General features: G+C 70.3%; 12 protein-coding genes. 9 read left to right on the plus strand and 3 right to left on the minus strand.

Features of this window, described 5'->3' with window-relative positions; genetic code table 11:
• Positions 1 to 224 precede the first annotated feature (224 nt).
• The 5 genes from ABGB12_RS18830 to ABGB12_RS18850 all read left to right on the plus strand — a co-directional run bounded on the left by ABGB12_RS18830 (position 225) and on the right by ABGB12_RS18850 (position 7,616).
• A complete protein-coding gene (locus ABGB12_RS18830; protein WP_347679610.1) occupies positions 225 to 1,139 on the plus strand; it encodes a hypothetical protein in 915 nt (304 codons plus the stop codon).
• A gap of 182 nt (positions 1,140 to 1,321) precedes the next feature.
• Complete coding sequence (locus tag ABGB12_RS18835; RefSeq protein ID WP_347679612.1) at positions 1,322 to 3,124, plus strand: fatty acyl-AMP ligase; 1,803 nt, start codon at positions 1,322 to 1,324, stop codon at positions 3,122 to 3,124.
• A gap of 61 nt (positions 3,125 to 3,185) precedes the next feature.
• Complete coding sequence (locus ABGB12_RS18840) at positions 3,186 to 5,609, plus strand: MMPL family transporter (protein WP_347679614.1); 2,424 nt, start codon at positions 3,186 to 3,188, stop codon at positions 5,607 to 5,609.
• A complete protein-coding gene (locus ABGB12_RS18845) occupies positions 5,599 to 6,615 on the plus strand; it encodes an alpha/beta fold hydrolase (protein ID WP_347679616.1) in 1,017 nt (338 codons plus the stop codon). Before ABGB12_RS18840 ends, ABGB12_RS18845 begins: the two co-directional genes overlap by 11 nt.
• Positions 6,612 to 7,616, plus strand: coding sequence for an alpha/beta hydrolase family protein (locus tag ABGB12_RS18850; protein WP_347679618.1), 1,005 nt, complete (start codon positions 6,612 to 6,614; stop codon positions 7,614 to 7,616). The genes ABGB12_RS18845 and ABGB12_RS18850 overlap by 4 nt, the downstream gene beginning before the upstream one ends.
• Positions 7,617 to 7,706: 90 nt before the next feature.
• On the opposite strand, the gene ABGB12_RS18855 is transcribed toward ABGB12_RS18850, so the two are convergent.
• Positions 7,707 to 8,309 (minus strand): hypothetical protein, encoded by a 603-nt coding sequence (locus ABGB12_RS18855; RefSeq protein ID WP_347679620.1) that lies wholly within the window; start codon positions 8,307 to 8,309, stop codon positions 7,707 to 7,709.
• Positions 8,310 to 8,546: 237 nt separating this feature from the next.
• Here ABGB12_RS18855 and ABGB12_RS18860 point away from each other — a divergent pair, with 237 nt between their 5' ends.
• From ABGB12_RS18860 to ABGB12_RS18870, 3 genes are all read left to right on the plus strand, one after another.
• Positions 8,547 to 8,891 carry a Uma2 family endonuclease gene (locus ABGB12_RS18860; protein WP_347679622.1) on the plus strand — a complete coding sequence of 115 codons (345 nt, stop codon included), beginning with the start codon at positions 8,547 to 8,549 and terminating at the stop codon, positions 8,889 to 8,891.
• 27 nt (positions 8,892 to 8,918) lie between these two features.
• A complete protein-coding gene (locus ABGB12_RS18865) occupies positions 8,919 to 9,113 on the plus strand; it encodes a hypothetical protein (protein WP_347679624.1) in 195 nt (64 codons plus the stop codon).
• 147 nt (positions 9,114 to 9,260) lie between these two features.
• Positions 9,261 to 9,848: a Uma2 family endonuclease gene (locus ABGB12_RS18870; protein ID WP_347679626.1), complete on the plus strand. Its 588-nt coding sequence runs from the start codon at positions 9,261 to 9,263 to the stop codon at positions 9,846 to 9,848.
• Positions 9,849 to 9,863: 15 nt separating this feature from the next.
• Here the strand turns inward: ABGB12_RS18870 and ABGB12_RS18875 are convergent, their stop codons facing one another.
• Both ABGB12_RS18875 and ABGB12_RS18880 read right to left on the minus strand, forming a co-directional pair.
• Complete coding sequence (locus ABGB12_RS18875) at positions 9,864 to 11,114, minus strand: glycosyltransferase (protein WP_347679628.1); 1,251 nt, start codon at positions 11,112 to 11,114, stop codon at positions 9,864 to 9,866.
• Positions 11,115 to 11,131: 17 nt separating this feature from the next.
• Positions 11,132 to 12,712, minus strand: coding sequence for an MFS transporter (locus ABGB12_RS18880; protein WP_347679630.1), 1,581 nt, complete (start codon positions 12,710 to 12,712; stop codon positions 11,132 to 11,134).
• A 158-nt stretch (positions 12,713 to 12,870) separates the two neighbouring features.
• Here ABGB12_RS18880 and ABGB12_RS18885 point away from each other — a divergent pair, with 158 nt between their 5' ends.
• Positions 12,871 to 19,143: an SDR family NAD(P)-dependent oxidoreductase gene (locus ABGB12_RS18885; protein ID WP_347679632.1), complete on the plus strand. Its 6,273-nt coding sequence runs from the start codon at positions 12,871 to 12,873 to the stop codon at positions 19,141 to 19,143.
• Positions 19,144 to 19,151 lie beyond the last annotated feature (8 nt).

Genomic DNA, 19,151 nt, shown 5'->3' on the forward strand with positions numbered 1-19,151 from the left:
CGGCGGTGCGGGCGAGACGGGTATGGGGAGCGGCGCTCTCGGCGGGACTGGCCCTGTGGACGGCGCCGGGCGCCGTGGCCCTCTGCCCTCCGCCCCGGCCGGAGCCGCCGGAACCTCCGAGCCGCCACGAACACCACGAACCCCGGGCGCGCCACGGGTCGCCGGAGCCCTCGGAGGACCGCGGGTCCTCGAGAGGCCGGGAAGTCCCGGAGGATCCGGAACCCATGGAGGAGCGGGAGCCCTCGACGGACCCGGAGCCCTCGAAGGAGCCGGAGTCCTCGGGAGAACCGGAGCCCTCGGGGGAGCCGGAGCCTCCGGGTCCGCGCCGCTCGCCCCCGCCGTCTCCCGATCCGAGGCCCCGCTATCCCTCGGGACGTCCGGCGGAGGTGCGGGTGGACGTCGGGTTCGAGAGGGGGAAGGGCCCCGGCGCGCGAGACGGGCGGGTCACCGCCACGATCGGGATCCGGGTGGTGCGGGGGGCCGCGAGAAAGGCCCGTCTCACCGTGACGGGGCCGGTCCGATGGTCGCGGATCCCGTCCTCCTGCGAGGTGAAGGGCGCCCGGCTCTCCTGCGAGATGGGCGATCTCGCCGGGATCACCGTGCTCCGGCTCGGACTCAGGGAGAAGGAGGCGGTGGGGAGAGACGAGGGGCTCAGGACCGTCGTCGAGTCGGAGAACACGCCGAAGGTGGTGAAGACCGTCCGGCTGCCGGGGCCAGGGCGGGGATCAGGGCCGGGGCGGGGACCGGGGCCGGGAAAGGCGGCGAGGCACCGCGTCCTCGGATCCGGGCCCTCGGATACCGGGATCGTCGAACGCGTGGAGCGGCGGAAGCCGTCCCGGAGCGTGGACCCGCCCCGGTCTCCGTCATCTCCGCTCTCGCCGGGCGCCGTCCGGCCGCCTGCGTCCGTGGAGCCGCCCTTGGCGCCGCCCGTCCTTCCGAAGGCACCCGTGGTCGCGCTGCCGCCGGTCGGGCCGAGCGGGACGGCGGGGCCGTCGCCGCGGTTGAGCGTCACCAGCGCCGAGGGGCCGCTGGCGGACGACGGCCGGGGCTGGCTGGTGGCGCTGGCCGTCGCGCTGGCCGGTGAGGCGGCGGTGGCTTGGTCCGTCGTCGTGCTGGCGTTGTGGCGGCGCAGGACCTGATTTGTGGGGGACTTGAGAGGTGGTGCGTCTTGACAGGGCGCGCCTGAAGGGTGAGACGTACCGGGCTTGTCACCTCACTAACAAAAGGTCCGGATGTGTATCGTCTCGGTGGTTAGTGACCAGGTGTGCCCGGGTTCCGGTAGCCTCGCGAAGTCATACCCACGGCCCCCCTGGAGTCCTTCATGGCATTGGGTTCACTGCTCCCCGATCTCAACCTCCGTCCGCTGGTCGAGTCGTTGGCAGAGCACGCCGTGACCAAGCCCGATGCCAAGGCGTTCACCTTCGTCGACTACTCCAGCGACCGGGACGGGGCCAAGCACACGCTGACCTGGGGCGAGGTGTGGCGGCGGTCCCAGGCGACGGCCGCGGCGCTGCGCCAGATCGCCGAGCCCGGCGACCGGGCCGCGCTGCTGCTGCCGCAGAGCCTGGAGTACCTGATCTCGATGTGCGGGGCGTTCGCCTCCCAGATCATCGCGGTCCCGCTGTTCTCCCCGGACCTGCCCGGCAACGCCGACCGGCTGATCCGCGCCTACTCCGACGCCGAGCCCGCCGTCATCGTGACGCTGAGCTCCGCGCTCCCGTACGTCGAGAAGTTCCTGGACGAGCACGAGGTGCCCCGCCCGCGCGGCATCGTCCTGGCCGACGAGATCGACCCGGCGCTCGGCGAGGGCTGGGAGCTGCCCGAACTGTCCCCGGACGACCTGGCGTACCTGCAGTACACGTCCGGGTCGACCAGCAGCCCCGCCGGAGTGGAGATCACCCACGGCGGTTTCGCCGCCAACGCCCGCCAGCTGTGGCGCTCCTGGGACCCGCCGGAGATCGAGACGTGCGAGGCGGTCACCTGGCTGCCGCTCTTCCACGACATGGGCCTGATCACCGCGCTGGCGCTACCGCTGGTGAACGGCAACCACGTGATCCTGGCCGACCCGATGTCCTTCCTCATGCGCCCGATCCGCTGGATGCGGCTGCTGTCGGAGTGCCCGAACGTCTACACGGCGGGTCCGAACTTCGCCTACGACTACGTGGCGGGCCAGGCCAACGACAAGAGCCTGGCCGGGCTCGACCTCAGCGGCGTCAACGTGTGCCTGAACGGCGCCGAGCCGATCCGCCCGTCCACCCTCAAGGCGTTCAACGACGCGTTCGCCCCGGCGGGGCTGCGGCCCGGCGTGCTGCGGCCCGCCTACGGGCTCGCCGAGGCGACGGTCTTCGTGTCCGGCAGCTTCGTCACCAACCCCGACCCGACGGTGCCCGCCAGGCTGCTGGGCGTGGACCGCGAGGCGCTCACCCAGGGGCGGATCGTCCCGTTCGAGGGGAGCGAGGAGGACGCGGAGGGCGACAGGGTCCAGTACCTGGTCTCGTGCGGCGCGCCGCAGGGCCAGTACGTCGCGCTCGTCGACCCGGAGACCGGCCGCGAGCAGCCGGACGGGACGGTCGGCGAGATCTGGGTGCACGGGCCGAACGTCGGCCGCGGCTACTGGGGCAACTGCGAGCGCAGCGCCGAGACGTTCAACGCCGTCATCCAGGACGCCCAGGGCATCCCGGCCGGCGGCTGGATGCGCACCGGTGACTTCGGCGCCGTCCACGACGGCGAGCTGTACGTGACGGGCCGCATCAAGGACCTCATCATCGTCGACGGGCGCAACCACTACCCGCAGGACATCGAGGTCACCGCCGAGGAGGCCAGCCCGGCGATCCGGCCGGACTACGTGGCGGCCTTCTCCATTCCCGGCGAGGAGACCGAACGGCTGGTCGTGGTGGCCGAGCGCAACCGGCGGGTGCCGATCGCCAAGCTCGACCTGGCCGAGGTGGAGCGGGCCGTCCGCACCAGGGTCAACCAGGTGCACGAGATGCACATCCACGAGTTCGTGCTGATCGAGCCCGGATCCCTGTCCCGCACGTCCAGCGGGAAGGTCGCCAGGGCGGCGACCCGCACCCGTTACCTGGAAGGCGGTCTGGTGCGCACCACCGACCGCCTCGCCCGCTGATCCGGGGGGATCACCACACATGTACGGCTGGGGTCGTTTCGTCCATCGGTTCCGTTGGCTCGTGCTGCTCTTCGCGACACTCGTGACGTTCGGCGCGGGTTACTGGGGACTGGGGGTCATGAGCCCCGGAGTGCTCAAGCAGGGCGGTTTCGAGGACCCGAACGCCGACTCGACGTACGTCTACCAGCAGTCGGCCAGTGTGTTCGGCGCCTCCAGCCCGGACGTGATGCTGGTCTACCGGAGCGACGAGTACAAGGTCACCGATCCGGAGTTCATGCAGTCGGTGCTGTTCACCGTCGCCCGGCTGCCGAAGGAGCACGTCAAGCAGGTCTTCAGCTACTGGCACATCCCGGGGAACAAGAAGGAAGCCAAGGACGCCCGCAAGAACTTCGTCTCCCATGACGAACACAGCACGATCGTGGCGCTGTTCGTGCAGACGGATCCCGACCCGGCCAAGGCGGACCAGGTCAAGGCGCAACATTACGAGGCCATCAAGGGCCTGGTGCAGGCGCCCGGGATGTCGGTGGAGATCAGCGGCAGCATCCCGATCGGCACCGACTTCGTCAACCAGATGAGCGCGGACATCGTCAACGCCGAGATCATCTCGATGCCGCTGGTGCTCATCATCGGCCTGATCGTCTTCGGCAGCGTCGCGGCCGCGCTGCAGCCGGTGCTCATCGGCGTCTTCTCGATCATGGGCGCGTTCGCCGTCCTGCGCGTGATCACCATGGTGACCGACGTGTCGAACCTGGCGATCTCGCTGGTCAGCCTGCTGTCGGTCGGTCTGGCCATCGACTACTCGCTCTTCGTGATCAGCCGGTTCCGCGAGGAGCTGGGCAAGGGACGAGATCCGCGGACGGCCATGGGCGTCACCATGGCCACGGCGGGGCGCACCATCTCGTTCTCCGCCGTCACGGTCGCGGTGTCCATGGCGGGGCTGCTGCTGTTCCCGCAGGTGTTCCTGAAGTCGATCGGGCTGGTCGGCATCGCGGTCATCTTCGTCGCGATGCTCGCCACCGTGGTGGTCCTGCCGGCGATGTTGTCGATCCTAGGGCCGCGGATCGAGTTCGGTCAGATGCCCTGGCTCAAGCGGGCCAAGAGAAAGGCCAAGCCCGAAGAAGAGGGCATGTGGTACCGCCTCGCGCACAGCGTGATGAAGCGCCCGATCCTCTACTTCCTCGGCACCAGCGCGGTCCTGGTCATGCTCGTCCTGCCCTTCGCGCGGGTGCACTTCGGGGTCTCCGACATCCGGTCCCTGCCGGAGGAGATGGAGACCCGCCAGACGGTGGAGACCATCCAGCGGGAGTTCTCCTCCGGGGTCATGGACCCGATCGACGTGCTGCTCGAAGGCGCGCTGATCCCCAAGAACTACAAGCCCGGCGAGGACGAGCTGCCGAAGAACCTGGCGGACTTCCGCGACCGGGTCGCCGAGCTGCCGGGAGTGGTCGCGGCGACCTACGCCAACCAGAGCCCCGAGCACGGCCTGCTCAAGATGCAGGTGACCTACAAGGGCGACGCGCACAGCAAGGAGACCCAGGACCTCGTCCGGACGCTGCGGGCCATGGACGAGCCGGGGCAGCGGCCGGAGGCGATCGACCACATCAGCGTCGGCGGCAGCACCGCCGGCCAGATGGACCTGATGGCCAGCCTGGCCGAGGCGCTGCCCAAGACCGGCCTCTTCGTCGTGGTCGCCATCTTCCTGCTGCTGTTCGCCGCGTTCGGCTCGATCGCGCTGCCGATCAAGGCGATCATCATGAACCTGCTGTCGATCGGCTCGTCGTTCGGCGCGATGGTCTGGGCGTTCCAGGACGGGCACCTGTCAGGGCTGCTCGGCTTCACCGTCACGGGCAGCATCGACGCCACCGCGATGATCCTGGTCCTGTCCATCATCTTCGGCCTCTCGATGGACTACGAGGTGTTCCTGCTCAGCCGGATCCGGGAGGAGTGGGACAGGACCCATGACAACCGGGCCGCGGTGGCGCGGGGCCTGCAGCAGACCGGCGGCATCATCACCAGCGCGGCCGTCCTGCTCATCGTGGTGGTCGCGGCCTTCTCGACCGCGAAGATCACCACGGTGCAGATCCTGGGCGTGGGCCTGCTGGTCGCGGTGGTCGTCGACGCGACGCTGGTGCGCTCGCTGCTGGTGCCGGCGACCATGCGCTTCCTCGGCGACGCCAACTGGTGGCTGCCGGGGCCGCTGAAGGCGCTGCACGCCGCCATCGACCTGCGCGAGGTCCACGACATCGAGCTCGGGGACGGGGCCGGGGGCCGGGAAGTGACGGGGGACACGTCCCGGACGCTGAAGGGGGAGAGGACTTCCGGCGGATTCCGCCGCACCGTGGTTCCGGTGCGCGGAGGATACGACTGGGACAAAGAAGTACGTCCGCGAACAGCTGGACGCACAGTGAAAAAGCGTGAGATCGTGGCCGGCCCCGACGGGGTGGGCTGGCGATGGCGCGAGGTGGAGGATGAGTATGCGCACTGAAACCCTGCGGCGCTTCGGGATGGTGGTCACGGCTTCCGCGCTGCTGGCCGGAACGCTGCCCGGCGCCGCGAGCGCCGCGCCCAAGCCGAAGTTCAAGCCCGCGTCGACCGGTGCGAAGATCATCGCCTACAAGTGGGTCAGCAAGAACAAGCGGCAGATGGACATCACCGTCAAGACCCCGTCGCTCCCGGGCGGCAACCCCAAGGTGCGGCTGCTGCTGCCCAAGGGCTGGTCGATGAAGTCCAAGAAGACCTGGCCCATCGTGTACCTGCTGCACGGCGGCCAGGACAGCTACCTCTCCTGGACCCGCATGACCGCCATCGAGTCGCTGGCCGCCCAGTACGACGTCATCGTGGCCATGCCCGAAGGCGCCAACGGCTCGTACACCAACTGGTACAACTACGGGAAGTTCGGCACTCCCAAGTGGGAGACCTTCCACATGACGGAGGTCTACCAGCTCATGGAGCGCAACTTCCGGGCGAACAAGTCGCGGGCCGTCATGGGCAACTCCTCCGGCGGCATGGGCGCGATGGGCTACGCCGCCCGCTACCCGCGCCGGTTCAAGTACGCCGCGTCCTTCAGCGGCCTGCTGCACCTGCGCGCCCCGTTCATCCCGCAGTTCCTCTCGCAGATCAACACGGGCAACGGCCAGGACCCCAACGCGATCTGGGGCCGCTACCCGGCCGACGCGGAGAACTGGAAGCTGCACAACCCCTACGACCTGGCCGCGGGCCTGAAGGGCACCAAGATCTTCTTCTCCTCGGGCCTCGACGGCAAGCCCGGCGAGGGCGACCCGCAGAACCTCGACCCGTGGGACCTCGGCCTGGTCTCGGAGAAGTGGACCGGCACCACCAACCAGTACTTCAAGCGGAAGCTCGACAGCCTGAAGCTCCCCTACGTGGCGCACCTGTACGCGAACGGCCGCCACAACTGGCCCGCCTGGCGCCGTGAGTACAAGTTCGTCTGGCCCAGGGCCATGAAGGAAATCGGCGCCAAGAAGTATTGAGCAGAATCGTGAAAATCCCCCGCCACCCCCGCCGTCTCACCTCGCTGGCCGTCACGGGCGCCCTGGTCCTGGCCATGGCCCCCGCCCCGGCCGCTCCCGCGGCGGCCGCCGCACGGTTCAAGAAGGCCGACAACGGCAGTTCGATCACCGCCTACAAGTGGCTGACGAAGGACAAGCGCCGACTCGACGTCGCCGTGAGGTCCAAGGGCCTCGGCAAGACCGAGAAGGTCCGGATCCTGCTGCCCAAGGGCTGGAAGAAGAACACGAAGAAGACCTGGCCCGTCGTGTACCTCCTGCACGGCGGGCGGGCCGGCTACCAGTCCTGGTCGAAGAGCTCCACCATCACGAAGCTCGCCGCCGAGTGGGGTGTCATCGTCGTCATGCCCGAGGGCCGCAACGGCTCGTACACCAACTGGTACAACTACGGGAACTACGGCATCCCCCAATGGGAGACCTTCCACATGACGGAGGTCTTCCAGCTGGTCCAGCGGAACTTCCACGCGGGTTCCCGCCGCGCCGTCATCGGCAACTCCTCGGGCGGCCAGGGCGCCATCACCTACGCCGCACGCTACAAGGGCCGCTTCAAGTACGCCGCGTCCTTCAGCGGTCTCCTGTCGTTGCTCTCCCCGGGCGTCCCGGATGCGCTGAAGCAGGTGAACAGCGGCAACGCCGACATCAATGCCATCTACGGCGACCCTGAAACGAACCGCGACAACTGGGTGGCCCACGACCCGTACTCCCTGGCCGGGAACCTCCGCGGCACCAAGCTCTACTTCACCTCCGGCAGCGGCGCACCCATCCCCACCGACGTCGCCTTCTTCTCCGAATACGTCGTCGGCATGACCAACGGCGACTTCAAGAAGCGCCTCCAGGCCCTCAAGATCGCCCACAAGTCGCACATCTACTCCGGCGGCACCCACGCCTGGCCCTACTGGAAGCGCGAGCTCAAGAAGGCCTGGCCCACCGCCATGAAGACCCTCAAGGCCAAGAAGACCGGCTGACCCCGCGCCACGGGACGAAGGCTCCCGAACCCGCTCGGGGACGCGGGCCGCACCGGGGCGGCGTGCCGCCCCGGTGCCTCTGCCCCCTGGTCAGGAGGAGCGCTTGAAGGACAGCGTCCCGACGGCGGTGCCGTTGGGGTCGGAGATCGTGTACGTGATCTTCAGGGTCGCCGTCGCCTTCTTCGTCTTCTTCGTCTTGCCGGAGCAGTCGAAGGCCGAGACCGGGACGGCGATGGGCTCGTACTCGCCGCCGCGGTACTTCTTGGCGAGCTTGTAGGCCGGGGTCTTCTTGCCGCCGAAGCTGACGGTGCCGGTGGCGCTGCCGGAGGCGGTCTTCGGCTTCAGGGTGAGGGTGCCCGTCTTGGTGCCCTTGAACGAGGACTTCATCGTCAGCGACTTCTTGTACTGCGTCTCGACGGTGAGGGGCTTGCCCGCCTCGGTGCCGGTGGTCACGAGCTTCTTGGCCTTGGTGAAGTTGTAGGTGACCGAGTTCTTGCCGACGGTCAGGCGCATGCCCTCGGCGCCCTGGCCGGTCACGTCGATGTTCTCGCCCTTGGCGGTCATCGTGAACTGGGTGAGCTTCCACTTGCCGAGGAGGCAGGACTTGGCGGCCGAAGCGGGAGCCTGCATGGCGAGCGTGCCGCCGGCGGCCAGAGCGGTGGCCAGCACCAGACGCGTGGTGTTCGCGAGCAAAGTAAACCTCCGTGAGGGGATGAACGGAACAGAAGTCCAGAAGCACCGAACCTTCACACATGATGTGATCCCGGCACTTCGACCCTGGTCTGAACGCTTTAGCGCCGCCCCTCCCGGGTTCGTCACCCCCCGGCGAAAATTCGTCGCGCCGAAGTGTCCTCCCCGCCGCCGACCTGGGAAAGTACGCTGAATTCCGTCGGGACCAGGACCCGCCGAGCGGGTTCAGGGAGGTGTGCCATGACGGTCGTGATGGTCGTCCCCGCGTGGATGCATGAGCGGATCACGGCGGAGCAGTACGACTCCTGGTCTGAGGAACAGTGCTCGGGCATCGAGATCGTGGACGGGATGGTCGTCGTGAGTCCCAGAACGTCCAAACGGAACAACCGCCTCGCTCGGATGCTGGCCAACTCCCTGGAGGGTGCCGCGGGGCCGGACTGGAACGCCGACACGGACTTCGACGTCCGGCTGCAGGACGCGCCGCTCACCAACCGCCGTCCGGATGTCGTCGTGTACAGGGCGGACACGCTCGATGCCACGCCCACGCGCCCGGAGCACGTGCTGCTGGTCGCCGAGGTCGTCTGACCGGGGTCGGAGACGACCGACCGGACCGTGAAGACGGAGCAGTACGCCAAGGCGGGCATCGCCTTCTACTGGCGGGTCGAGCAGGCCGCCACCGGGATTCCGTTGGTGTACACCTACGTCCTCGATCCGGCGGCCGGCGTCTACCGGGAGGGGGAGGTGTTCACCGGCGTGGTCAAGGTGTCGGCTCCTTTCCCGGTGGAGATCGACCTCGGCGCGGTCTGAGCTGCTCCGGCCTCGAACCGAGTCCCGGTTTTCTCGTGACTCTCCGATTACCTGGAGTAATATCGGCTTGTCCTTCGACGCTCGTTGCTCTGTCCAGCCGAGGGCGCTGTTCCTTATGCCGGGCAGGTGATGGGAAGGGGATGCGGCATGGACGCTGAACTCGCGGAGCAGCCGTTCGACGAGGACGAGTCGCTGCTGCAGTACTTTCTGGCCTTGGAGACGCCGGAGGGCTTTCGCGCGGAGCTCGTGGAAGGGGAGATCGTCGTGTCGCCGCCTCCTGGCGGTTACCACGAGCACGCGTTGTCGCGGATCGTCAGGCAGATGGTGAAAGAGGCCGCCGTGCTCATGGACTTCTCGGGCAACAGGGGTGTTCGGCTGCGGCGGGACGGACTGCGCCCGAAGAACCATGTGATCCCCGACGCGGTGTTCGCTCCCGCTGAGATGGCTCTCTTCGCCAGCGACGAGTCGTGGATGGAACCAGAGGGGGTGGCGATGGTCGTCGAGGTGACCTCGTCCAACCCGGATCGGGACCGGACGGTGAAAAGACGCTGTTACGCCCGGGCGGGTATCCCTCTCTACCTGCTGGTGGACCAGAGCGCTCGCACCGTGACGCTGTTCAACGACCCCGATGTGAAGAACAACGACTACCGCACCAGCGTGCGGGAGGACTACGGGACGGCGATCGAGCTGCCCGAGCCGTTCGGGTTCAAGCTGGAGACTTCCGGCTTCTGCTGAGATGTCTTGGGGCGATCAGCGTTGGAGGAGGTCGAGGGCCTCGCAGGCTCGGGCGACGCCGTCTTCGGCGTTGAGGGAGCGGGAGAGCTCCCGGGCCCGGGAGCGGTGGGGGCCCTTGACGGCGTCGCGGAGGCGGGTGGCCAGGGCGTCGACGGTCAGGGACGCGACCGGGAGGGGGGACGGGCCGGCGCCCAGGGCGTGGACGCGGTCGGCCCAGTAGGGCTGGTCGCCGAAGAAGGGGCAGACCAGCGACGGGACGCCGGCGCGCAGGCCCTCGGCGGTGGTGCCGGCACCGCCGTGGTGGACGACGGCGGCCATGCGGGGGAAGAGCCGGCTGTAGGGGACGTCCTGGACGACGAACATGTCGTCCTCGGGTTCGATGGTGCTTCCCGGCTGGGGGGAGAGCACACCGCGCAGGCCCGCCATGCGCAGAGCCGAGCGGATCCGCTGGTCGGTGGCGGCCGGGTCCTTCGTCGCCATGCTGCCGAAGCCGACGTAGACGGGCGGGGGGCCGTCGTCCAGGAAGGCCGACAGGTCGGCGGGGGGCTCCCAGTGGGGCTGCTCCAGGAACCAGAAACCGGTCATGCGGACGTTGTCGGGCCAGTCGGAGGGGCGGTCGACCAGGGTGGGGCTGAAGGCGCACAGGACGGGTGCGCGGCGGGCGGCGGGGAGGGGTCCGCGGAGCGGGGAGAGCCGGGGGAGCTTCAGCTGCTCGGCGCGCCACGGGTTGATGAAGGGGCGGCAGAGCTGCCAGGTGATCCAGTCCAGGGCCTCGAAGCTCAGGCGGTTGGCGTAGGGGCCGAGCAGCCGGGCCCGGGGGAGGAACGGGTGGGGGAAGGCCCGGGTCGGGTGGGAGGGCTGGAAGTGCACGATGGCGTGCGGGATGCCGAGGTGCTCGCTCACGTGCTGGCCGAGGAAGCCCAGGGTGGGGGCGAGGAACAGATCGGCCCCGTCGGCGCCGGCCAGGACCTCCCGCAGGAGTCGCATCGCGAGGGGCCGTGCGATGCGCTGGATGCCGCGCAGGAACTTGACGGGGTTGCGCCCGCCGCTCAGCAGTTCCTGTCCCTCGGGCGAGTTCACGATCTGCGTGGGGTCCAGGGAGAGCGGGGCGAAGCCCAGCCCGGCCCCGGTGATCAGCTCCCGGTACTGCTCGCTGCTGATGAGGCGGACCTCGTCGCCCCGGTCGGCGAGGCCGCGGCCCAGGGCGACGCACGGCTGCAGGTCGCCCCGGGAGCCGGCCGCGAAGATCACTACTGTCCGGCCCATGTTCTGCCTTTCTCCGCCTACCGGGAGCCCGAGCGGGACGAGCCGCTCTCGGACATCTCATAGGGGCTGTAGGGCGGTGGCGGCGGCCACGCGGACGGGATCTGGCTGCGCCGGTTGTTGCCCCACCAGTCGGGGATGACCGGGAACGAGCCGGAGGTGATGGACGGGGACTCGGGGGCCTTGGGCGTGGTGCCCGGCTCCTCTTCGGGGATGTCGCCGCGGCGCTGCAGGGTGAACAGGGTGATGATCGCGCCGGCCAGGACGAGGCCGCCGCCCACCATCAGCGCGGCGGACGAGCCCTGCTCCATCGCCTCGACCTCGCTGGAGCCCTGGGTGAGGGCATCGCGCTCCAACGATTTCAGGACCGCGCCGAGCGCCACGATGCCCATCGCGGCGGAGATCTCGCGGCCGACGTTGAGGACGCCGCCCGCGACGCCGGTGCGCTCCTCGGGGACGGCCTTGATCAGGTAGAGGCCGAGCGGCATGGTCAGGGCGGAGCCCGCGCCGACCAGGGCGATGCCGGGGATGATGTCGACGAAGGTGTCGCCCTGGCGCAGCCGGGAGAAGGCGACGAGGCCGCAGGCCATGAGCACCATGCCGGCGGAGATCGGGACACGGGGGCCGAACTTGGCGGACAGCCAGAACCCGAGGGGGGTGAGCACGCCGATGATGACGGCGGGCGGGATGAAGGCGGTGCCGGCCTGGGAGGGGGTCCATTCGAGGACTTCCTGCATGAAGTTGCCGGAGTAGGTGATGACGCCGGAGAAGCCCATGCCCCAGAGGATCTGCCCGGCCAGGCCGCCGCTGAAGGCCTTGTTCCGGAAGAACTCCGTGGTGAGCATCGGGTTGGGCGCCCATTTCTCGACCAGGATGAACGAGCCGAGGGCCAGGGCGGCCAGCCCGAACACCGCCAGCACGCTGGGGTCCATGAAGCCGAGTTTGGGGTTGCCGCCGGAGTGGATGCCGTAGGTGAGGGCGAAGAGCAGAGTCGCGGAGGTGAGCACCGCGGGCAGGTCGACGCTCTCGGGGCTGTTGTCGCTCTGGCCGTCCAGCACGAACAGGCCGAGGACGGTGACGAACAGGCCGGGCACCACGTTGATCAGGAAGATCCAGTGCCAGCTGAAGGCGTCGATGATCAGGCCGCCGACGGTGGGGCCGAGGGCGGAGGCGATGGTCGCGGTGAGGATGTAGACCAGGTTGCCGACCGACTTCTGCTTGTCGGTCCTCTTGTTGATCACCATGACCAGGGTCGCGGGCAGCGCCAGCGCGGCCCCGGCGCCCTGGACCACCCGGAAGAGGATCAGGTGGGTGAGCTCCTGGGAGAGTCCCGCGCCCAGGGAGGAAAGGGTGAAGGTCGCCATGCCGATGGTGAAGATCCGGCGGCAGCCGTACACATCGACCAGACGTCCGCCCGCGATCATCAGGCAGGAGAACATCAGGATGTAGGAAGTGGTCACCCAGCTGACGGCCGCGATGTCCGTGTCGAAGTACTTGTACAGCGTCGTCAGCGCGATGTTGGTGACTGTGTTGTCGAGGGTGACCATGAACGCGCTGACGGCTACGACCGTCAGCGTCCACCCGTACCTGTCCCGTCCCATTTAGCCCCAATCAAGTCATATTCCAGGGCCAAAGCTCTTGTCATCAAGGTGATAAGGAACACCTGGGATTCGTGGTCCGCGTGCGAAGAGGGATGCGGTCAAAACAGGACAAGGTGGTCCCTCTGCACTGACCCATGCCACCTTGGGGGATCCTCACCATGCCGGAAACCAAAGGTTCCCGATCCCCGGAGTCGGGTAATCCGCAGCTCCAGGCGGAGATCCAGAATTTCCTCATTAGTGAGATAGCACATCGCGCCGGGCTGGTGCCCGGCGAGGTGGACGTGGACCAGCCCCTCGAGGAGTTCGGCCTGGCCTCCCGCGACGCCGTCGCCGTCGCCGGCGAACTCGAGGAACTGCTCGGCCGCTCGCTGCCCGCCACGCTGGTCTGGGAGCACCCGACGATCAGCCGGATCGCCGCCGCGCTCAGCGGCGCGAACCCCCCGGAGGCCGCCGTGGCCGCCGCGCCGAAGGACGGGCCCTCCAGGGCGTCCGACGAGCCGGTCGCCGTGGTGGGCGTGGGCTGCCGCTTCCCCGGCGGGATCAACGGCCCCGAGGACTTCTGGCGCTTCCTGCTGGAGGAGGGCGACGCGATCGGCGAGGTCCCCGAAGGCCGCTGGGACGCCTTCGACGACGGCTCGCCGGAGATCGCCGACCTGCTCGACAAGGTCACCCGCAGGGGCGGCTTTCTGGACGACATCGCCGGCTTCGACGCGCAGTTCTTCGGCATCACCCCGCGCGAGGCCGCCGTCATGGACCCCCAGCAGCGCCTGCTGCTGGAAGTGGCCTGGGAGTCGCTGGAGCACGCGGGGATCGCCCCCGCCCGGCTGCGCGGCACCCGGACCGGCGTGTTCGTCGGCGTCTCGGCCCCCGAGTACGCGGGCCTGACCGCCTCGGACCTGACCAAGCTGGAGGCGTTCACCGCCACCGGCGCGGCGCTGAGCATCGTCGCCAACCGCCTGTCGTACCTGCTCGACCTGCACGGTCCGTCCATGATCGTGGACACGGCCTGCTCCTCCTCCCTGGTCTCGACCCATCTGGCGGTCCAGTCACTGCGCAACGGTGACAGCGACGTGGCCCTCGCGGGCGGCGTCAACGTGCTGCTGTCGCCGACCATCACGATGACCTTCGACGCGGCGGACGCCACCGCCGCGGACGGACACTGCAAAGCGTTCGACGCTTCGGCGGATGGGATGGTTCGCGCCGAAGGGTGTGGAGTCGTCGTCTTGAAGCGGCTTTCGGACGCCCGCCGCGACGGGGACCGCGTCCTGGCCGTCATCACGAAGACCGGCGTCAACTCCGACGGCCGGTCCAACGGCCTGGTCGCGCCGAACGCCGACGCCCAGAAGAGCCTCCTGCGCGACATGTACGCCGCCGACCGCCACCTCGACTACATCGAGGCCCACGGCACCGGCACGTTCCTGGGCGACCCCATCGAGGCCCGGGCGGTCGGCGAGGCCCTCGGCGGAGGCCGGACCGAGCCGCTGCTGCTCGGCTCGGTCAAGTCCAACCTCGGCCACATGGAGGCCGCCGCGGGCGTCACGGGGCTGATCAAGACGGTGCTGTCGCTGTGGCACCGGACGATCCCCGCCTCCCTGCACTACACCTCGCCGAACCCGCACATCCCGTTCGACGAGCTGAACCTCCAGGTCGTCGCCGAGCGCAGGCCCTGGCCGTCCCATGAGGACAGGCCGCCCCGCGCGGGTGTGTCGGCCTTCGGGTTCGGTGGCACCAATGCCCACGTCACGCTGGAGGCCGTCGAGGAGACCGAGCGGACCGTCGAGGCCGCCCCGGTCCGGACGTTCCCGTTGTCGGACGTCGCCGCCGACCGCCTCCCGGCGTACGCCGAGGCCCTTCTCGCGGAGCTCGACGCGCGGGAGGCCGGCGACGGCGTGGACCCGCACGACCTGGCGGACACCGCCGCGACGCTCCGCCGCCGCGACCCGCGCGGACGCGCCCGCGCGGCGGTCGTCGCCCGCGACCTGGAAGGGCTCCGCTCCGGCCTGACGGCACTGGCCGGGGGCACTCCGCACCCGGCGGTCGTCACCGGCATGACGGTCGGTACCCCGGGCCGCCCGGTGTTCGTGTTCTCCGGTTACGGCGCGCAGCGTCCCGGCATGGCGCAGTCCCTGCTGGAGGAGGAGTCGGCGTTCGCCGAGGCGATCGACGACCTGGACGGGCTCTTCGTCGAGGAGGCCGACCTCGCCCTGTGGGACCTGCTGGAGAGCGGCCGGATGCCCGAGGGCCCGGCCGAGATCATGCCGGTGCTCTTCGCGGTGCAGATCGGCCTGGCCCGGATGTGGCGCTCCTACGGGATCGAGCCCGCCGCGGTCGTCGGCCACTCGATGGGCGAGGTCGCCGCGGCGGTCGTCTCCGGGGCGCTCGGTCTCGCCGACGGTGTCAAGGTGATCGTCCGCCGGTCGCGGCTGATGACGGCGCTGGTCGGCGGAGGCGGCATGGCCGTGCTCGGCTGCGGGCTGCCGGAGCTGGCCGACTACGACGGGCCCGAGGTGCACCCGGCGGTGTTGTCCTCACCCCGCCAGACCGTGGTGACCGGCGACAACGAGGCGATCGAGGCGGTGCTGGCCTGGGCGTCGGGGCGGGGATACCTGGCCCGCCAGGTCAAGGCCGAGGGCGCGGGCCACTCCCCGCAGGTCGAGCCGCTGCTGCCGGAACTGCGCGAGCTGCTCGCCGAGCTGAAGCCGAAGGCCGGCACGGTCCCGATGTACACCACCGCGCTGGAGGACCCGCGCAAGCTGCTGGACGGCTCGGTCCCGCTGGACGCCGAGTACTGGGCGGCGAACCTGCGCAACCCCGTCCGGCTCGCGGACGCCGTCACCGCCGCCGCGCAGGACGGCCACCGCACCTTCGTCGAGATCAACGCCCACCCGATCCTGTCGATGGCGGTCGGGGAGACCCTGGAGGGTTCCGGGGCGCTGATCACGCACACGCTGAAGCGCGCGCCGAAGGGCCAGGAGACCGACGACACGGTGACGTTCCACACCCGGCTCGCGACGCTGGCCGTGCACGGGCACCGGACGGTCACCGCCGCGGACGGCGCGATCATCGACCTGCCGCGGGCCCCGTGGCGGCACGAGCGGCACTGGATGGACGGCGCGCGCCGTGTGGCGGGGAGCGACGTCCACCCGCTGCTGGGCTCGCACGTCGAGCTGCCCGGTGAGGACCGCCACGCGTGGCAGGGCCGTCTCGCTTGGGACGGCGCTCTGCTGCCCGCCGCGGCCCTGGCCGAGATGGCCTTGGCTGCGGGCGCGGAGATCGGAGCCGACGCGGTCCGCGGGCTGGCGGTCCACCGGCTGGTGGCGCTGTCGGACGAGACGACCCTGAGCACCACGCTCTCCGAGGACGGGCATGTGGAGATCCACACCCGTACGCCGGCCGGGACGTGGGCGCGGGTCGCGTCCGCCGAGGCGGTCGAGGCCGCCGGGGAGCCCATGGCGGAGGCCGGCGCGGGTTCGGCCGTCGTGGAGGCGGCCGTGCGGGGCAGCCGCCACTACCGGCTGCACCCGGAGGTCTTCGACCGCTGCCTGAAGCTGTTGTCGGCCGAGGTCGGCGAGCCGGGGTGGCTGCCCGAGTCGATCGCCGAGCTGCGGGTCTTCGGCCCCACCCACCGGGGCGGGCGCTGCCGGGTGAACGTCGAGCACACCGAGCAGGGCGTGGTCGGCGAGGTCCTCCTCCACGACGAGGACGGCGCTCCGCTGCTCGCCGCGACCGGGGTCCTGCTGGCCCGGCCGGAGGACGTGCCGGTGCCGCTGGCCGACAAGCTCGTCGAGAGCGTCTGGGCGCCCTCGGAGCTCGCGGAGGAGCCGCGGGACGGCGGCGAGCCGGAAGGCGTGCTGGTCGTCGACGACCTGGACTGGTCGGACACCGAGAAGGCCCTCAAGGCGCTGATCACCCCGGACGTGCGGCACGTCGTTCTCGTCCCGCCGGTGCGGGACGAGGCGCTGGTGCTGGCCGTGGCGGGCGCGGCGCGCGCCTTGTCGTCGCAGCGGCTGTGGCTGGTCACCCGGGGAGCGCAGCCGGTGCTGCCCGGCGAGGCCGGACGTCCGGCCCAGAGTTTCCTCACCGCGCTGGTCCGGGTGCTCGGCTTCGAGCAGCCCGGTCTGCGCACCACCCTGATCGACCTGCCCGCCGGGCTGGGCGGGCGGCTCGGCGCCGACGAGCTCGCCCTGGTGCGGCGCGAGATCGCGGCCGGGACCGCCGACACCGAGATCGCCTGGCGCGACGGCGTGCGCCACACCAGCCGGCTGGCCGCCGCGCGCCTGCCCGAGGGCAAGCCGCGCAGGGCGGTCCGGCGCGGCGGCGCCTACATCATCACCGGCGGCTACGGCGGCATCGGCCTGGTCACCGCGCGCCTCCTGGCCGGGCGCGGCGCGGGCCGGATCGTCCTGTCCGGCCGCTCCGGCCCGTCCCCCGAGGCGGAGAAGGCCATCGCGAGGCTCCGCGAGTCCGGTGTGGACATCGGTGTGGTGCTCGGCGACATCGCGGCCGAGGGCGTCGCCGAACGGCTGGTCGAGGTCGCCCGCGAGGGCGGCCGGAAGTTGTGCGGCATCGTCCACGGCGCGGCCGGGATGGCCGACCGGCTGATCGCGGAGATCGGTCCCGAGGACCTCCACAGGGTGTGGACGCCGAAGGTCGTCGGCGCCTGGCGGCTGCACGAGGCGGCCCCCGACGACCTCGACTTCTTCGTCGTGCACTCCTCCGCCGCCGCCCTGCTCGGCTCCCCCGGCCAGGGCTCCTACGCGGCCGCCAACGCCGCGCTCGACGCGCTCGTCGCACACCGGCGGGCGCAGGGCCTGGCGGGCACCACCGTCAACTGGGGCACCTGGTCCCAGGTCGGCGGCGCGACCGACGTGAACGTCACGGTCATCGAGCCGATCTCGCCGGAGGAGGGCGCCGAGGCGCTGGAGGCGCTGCTGGCCTTCGACCGTCCGGCGACCGGAGTGCTGCGGTTCGACGCCGCCAAGGCCGTCGAGCTGTTCCCCGAGATCAAGCAGATGCCCTTCTACGAGGCGCTCGTCGCCGCCGCGGGCACCGCCGCCGTCCAGGACGACTGGGCCGGTCCGGACGCGCTGCGCGGCATGCCCGCTGACGAGGCCCGCAAGGCGATCCGCGACCGGGTGATGCAGCGGGTGTCGTCCATCCTCGGCTTCGACGCCTCCCGGCTCGACCCGTCCGTCCCGCTCACCGAGCTGGGACTGGACTCGCTGGTCGCGGTCCGGATCAAGAGCGCGATCGAGCACGACCTCGGGCTGACCGTCCCGCCCTCGGTGCTGCTGCAGGGCGCGAGCGTCGACGTCTTCGAGGAGTGGGCCGCGGGAGAGCTCGGCATCGGCGGCACCGCCGAGCACACGAAGGACGACAGCGGCTACGTGATGCCGCGCGACGCGGCCGAGCGCACGGCCGCCCGGCTCTTCGAGGAGCAGCTCGGCCTGGAGAGGGTCAGCGTCGCCGACGACTTCTTCGCCCTCGGCGGCCAGGAGCACCAGGCCGACCGGATCCACGCCGCTCTCGAAGCGGAGTTCGGCGTGAGGCTCGACCGGATGGAGCTGTTCGCCGACCCGACGGCCGAAGGGGTCGCCGACGTCATCCGCGCAGTGGAAGAGGAGGCCGCGCGGCAGACGGTCAGACCCCTCCAGCCGCTCGGCGACGGGCGCCCGTTCTTCGCCGCGCACCCGGCCGGTGGCACCACCGGCTGCTACCGGCAGCTCGCGGAGCTGATCGGCACCGCCCAGCCGTTCTACGGCCTGGAGCGCTGGGAGGACGCGCCCAGCGTCGAGGAACGCGCGGCCCGGTATGTCGAGCACATCCTGGCCACCCAGCCGGAGGGCCCCTACCGGCTCGGCGGCTGGTCCTTCGGCGCCACCCTCGCCTACGAGACCGCGCAGCAGCTCAGCGCGGCCGGGCATGAGGTCGAGTTCGTGGCGCTGTTCGACGGCGGTGTCCCGCTGCCGACCGACGACGACGAGGACAACCTCGCCAAGCGGTTCGCAGGGTTCGCCGCCTATCTCACAGAGACGTACGGGATGGAGGTGAAGCTGGACTACGAAGAACTGGCGGGCAAGAGCGAGGACGAGATGTTCGCCCTCGTCGCCGAACGGACCGCACCCGTGATGGCCTCTCTGCCCCCGGCGGTTCTGCACCACCAGCTGACCTCACACCAGGACACCCGCACGCTGGAGAGGTACACCTACCGCCCGTACGACGGCCGGGTGATCCTCTACAAGGCGCCTCTGCCCACCCCCTGGGCGGTGCAGGACGCGCGTTACATCGATCTCGACGAGACCAACGGCCTGGGCCCGCTGTGCCCGCGCCTGGAGATCGTCGAGGTGACGGACACGCATCACCTCAACCTGCTGGACCCGCCCGGCGTGCACATCATCGCCGGGCACCTGGCGGGGGAACTGGCCCGATGACCGAAGAA

Source organism: Actinocorallia sp. B10E7, assembly GCF_039871655.1.
GTDB lineage: Bacteria > Actinomycetota > Actinomycetes > Streptosporangiales > Streptosporangiaceae > Actinocorallia.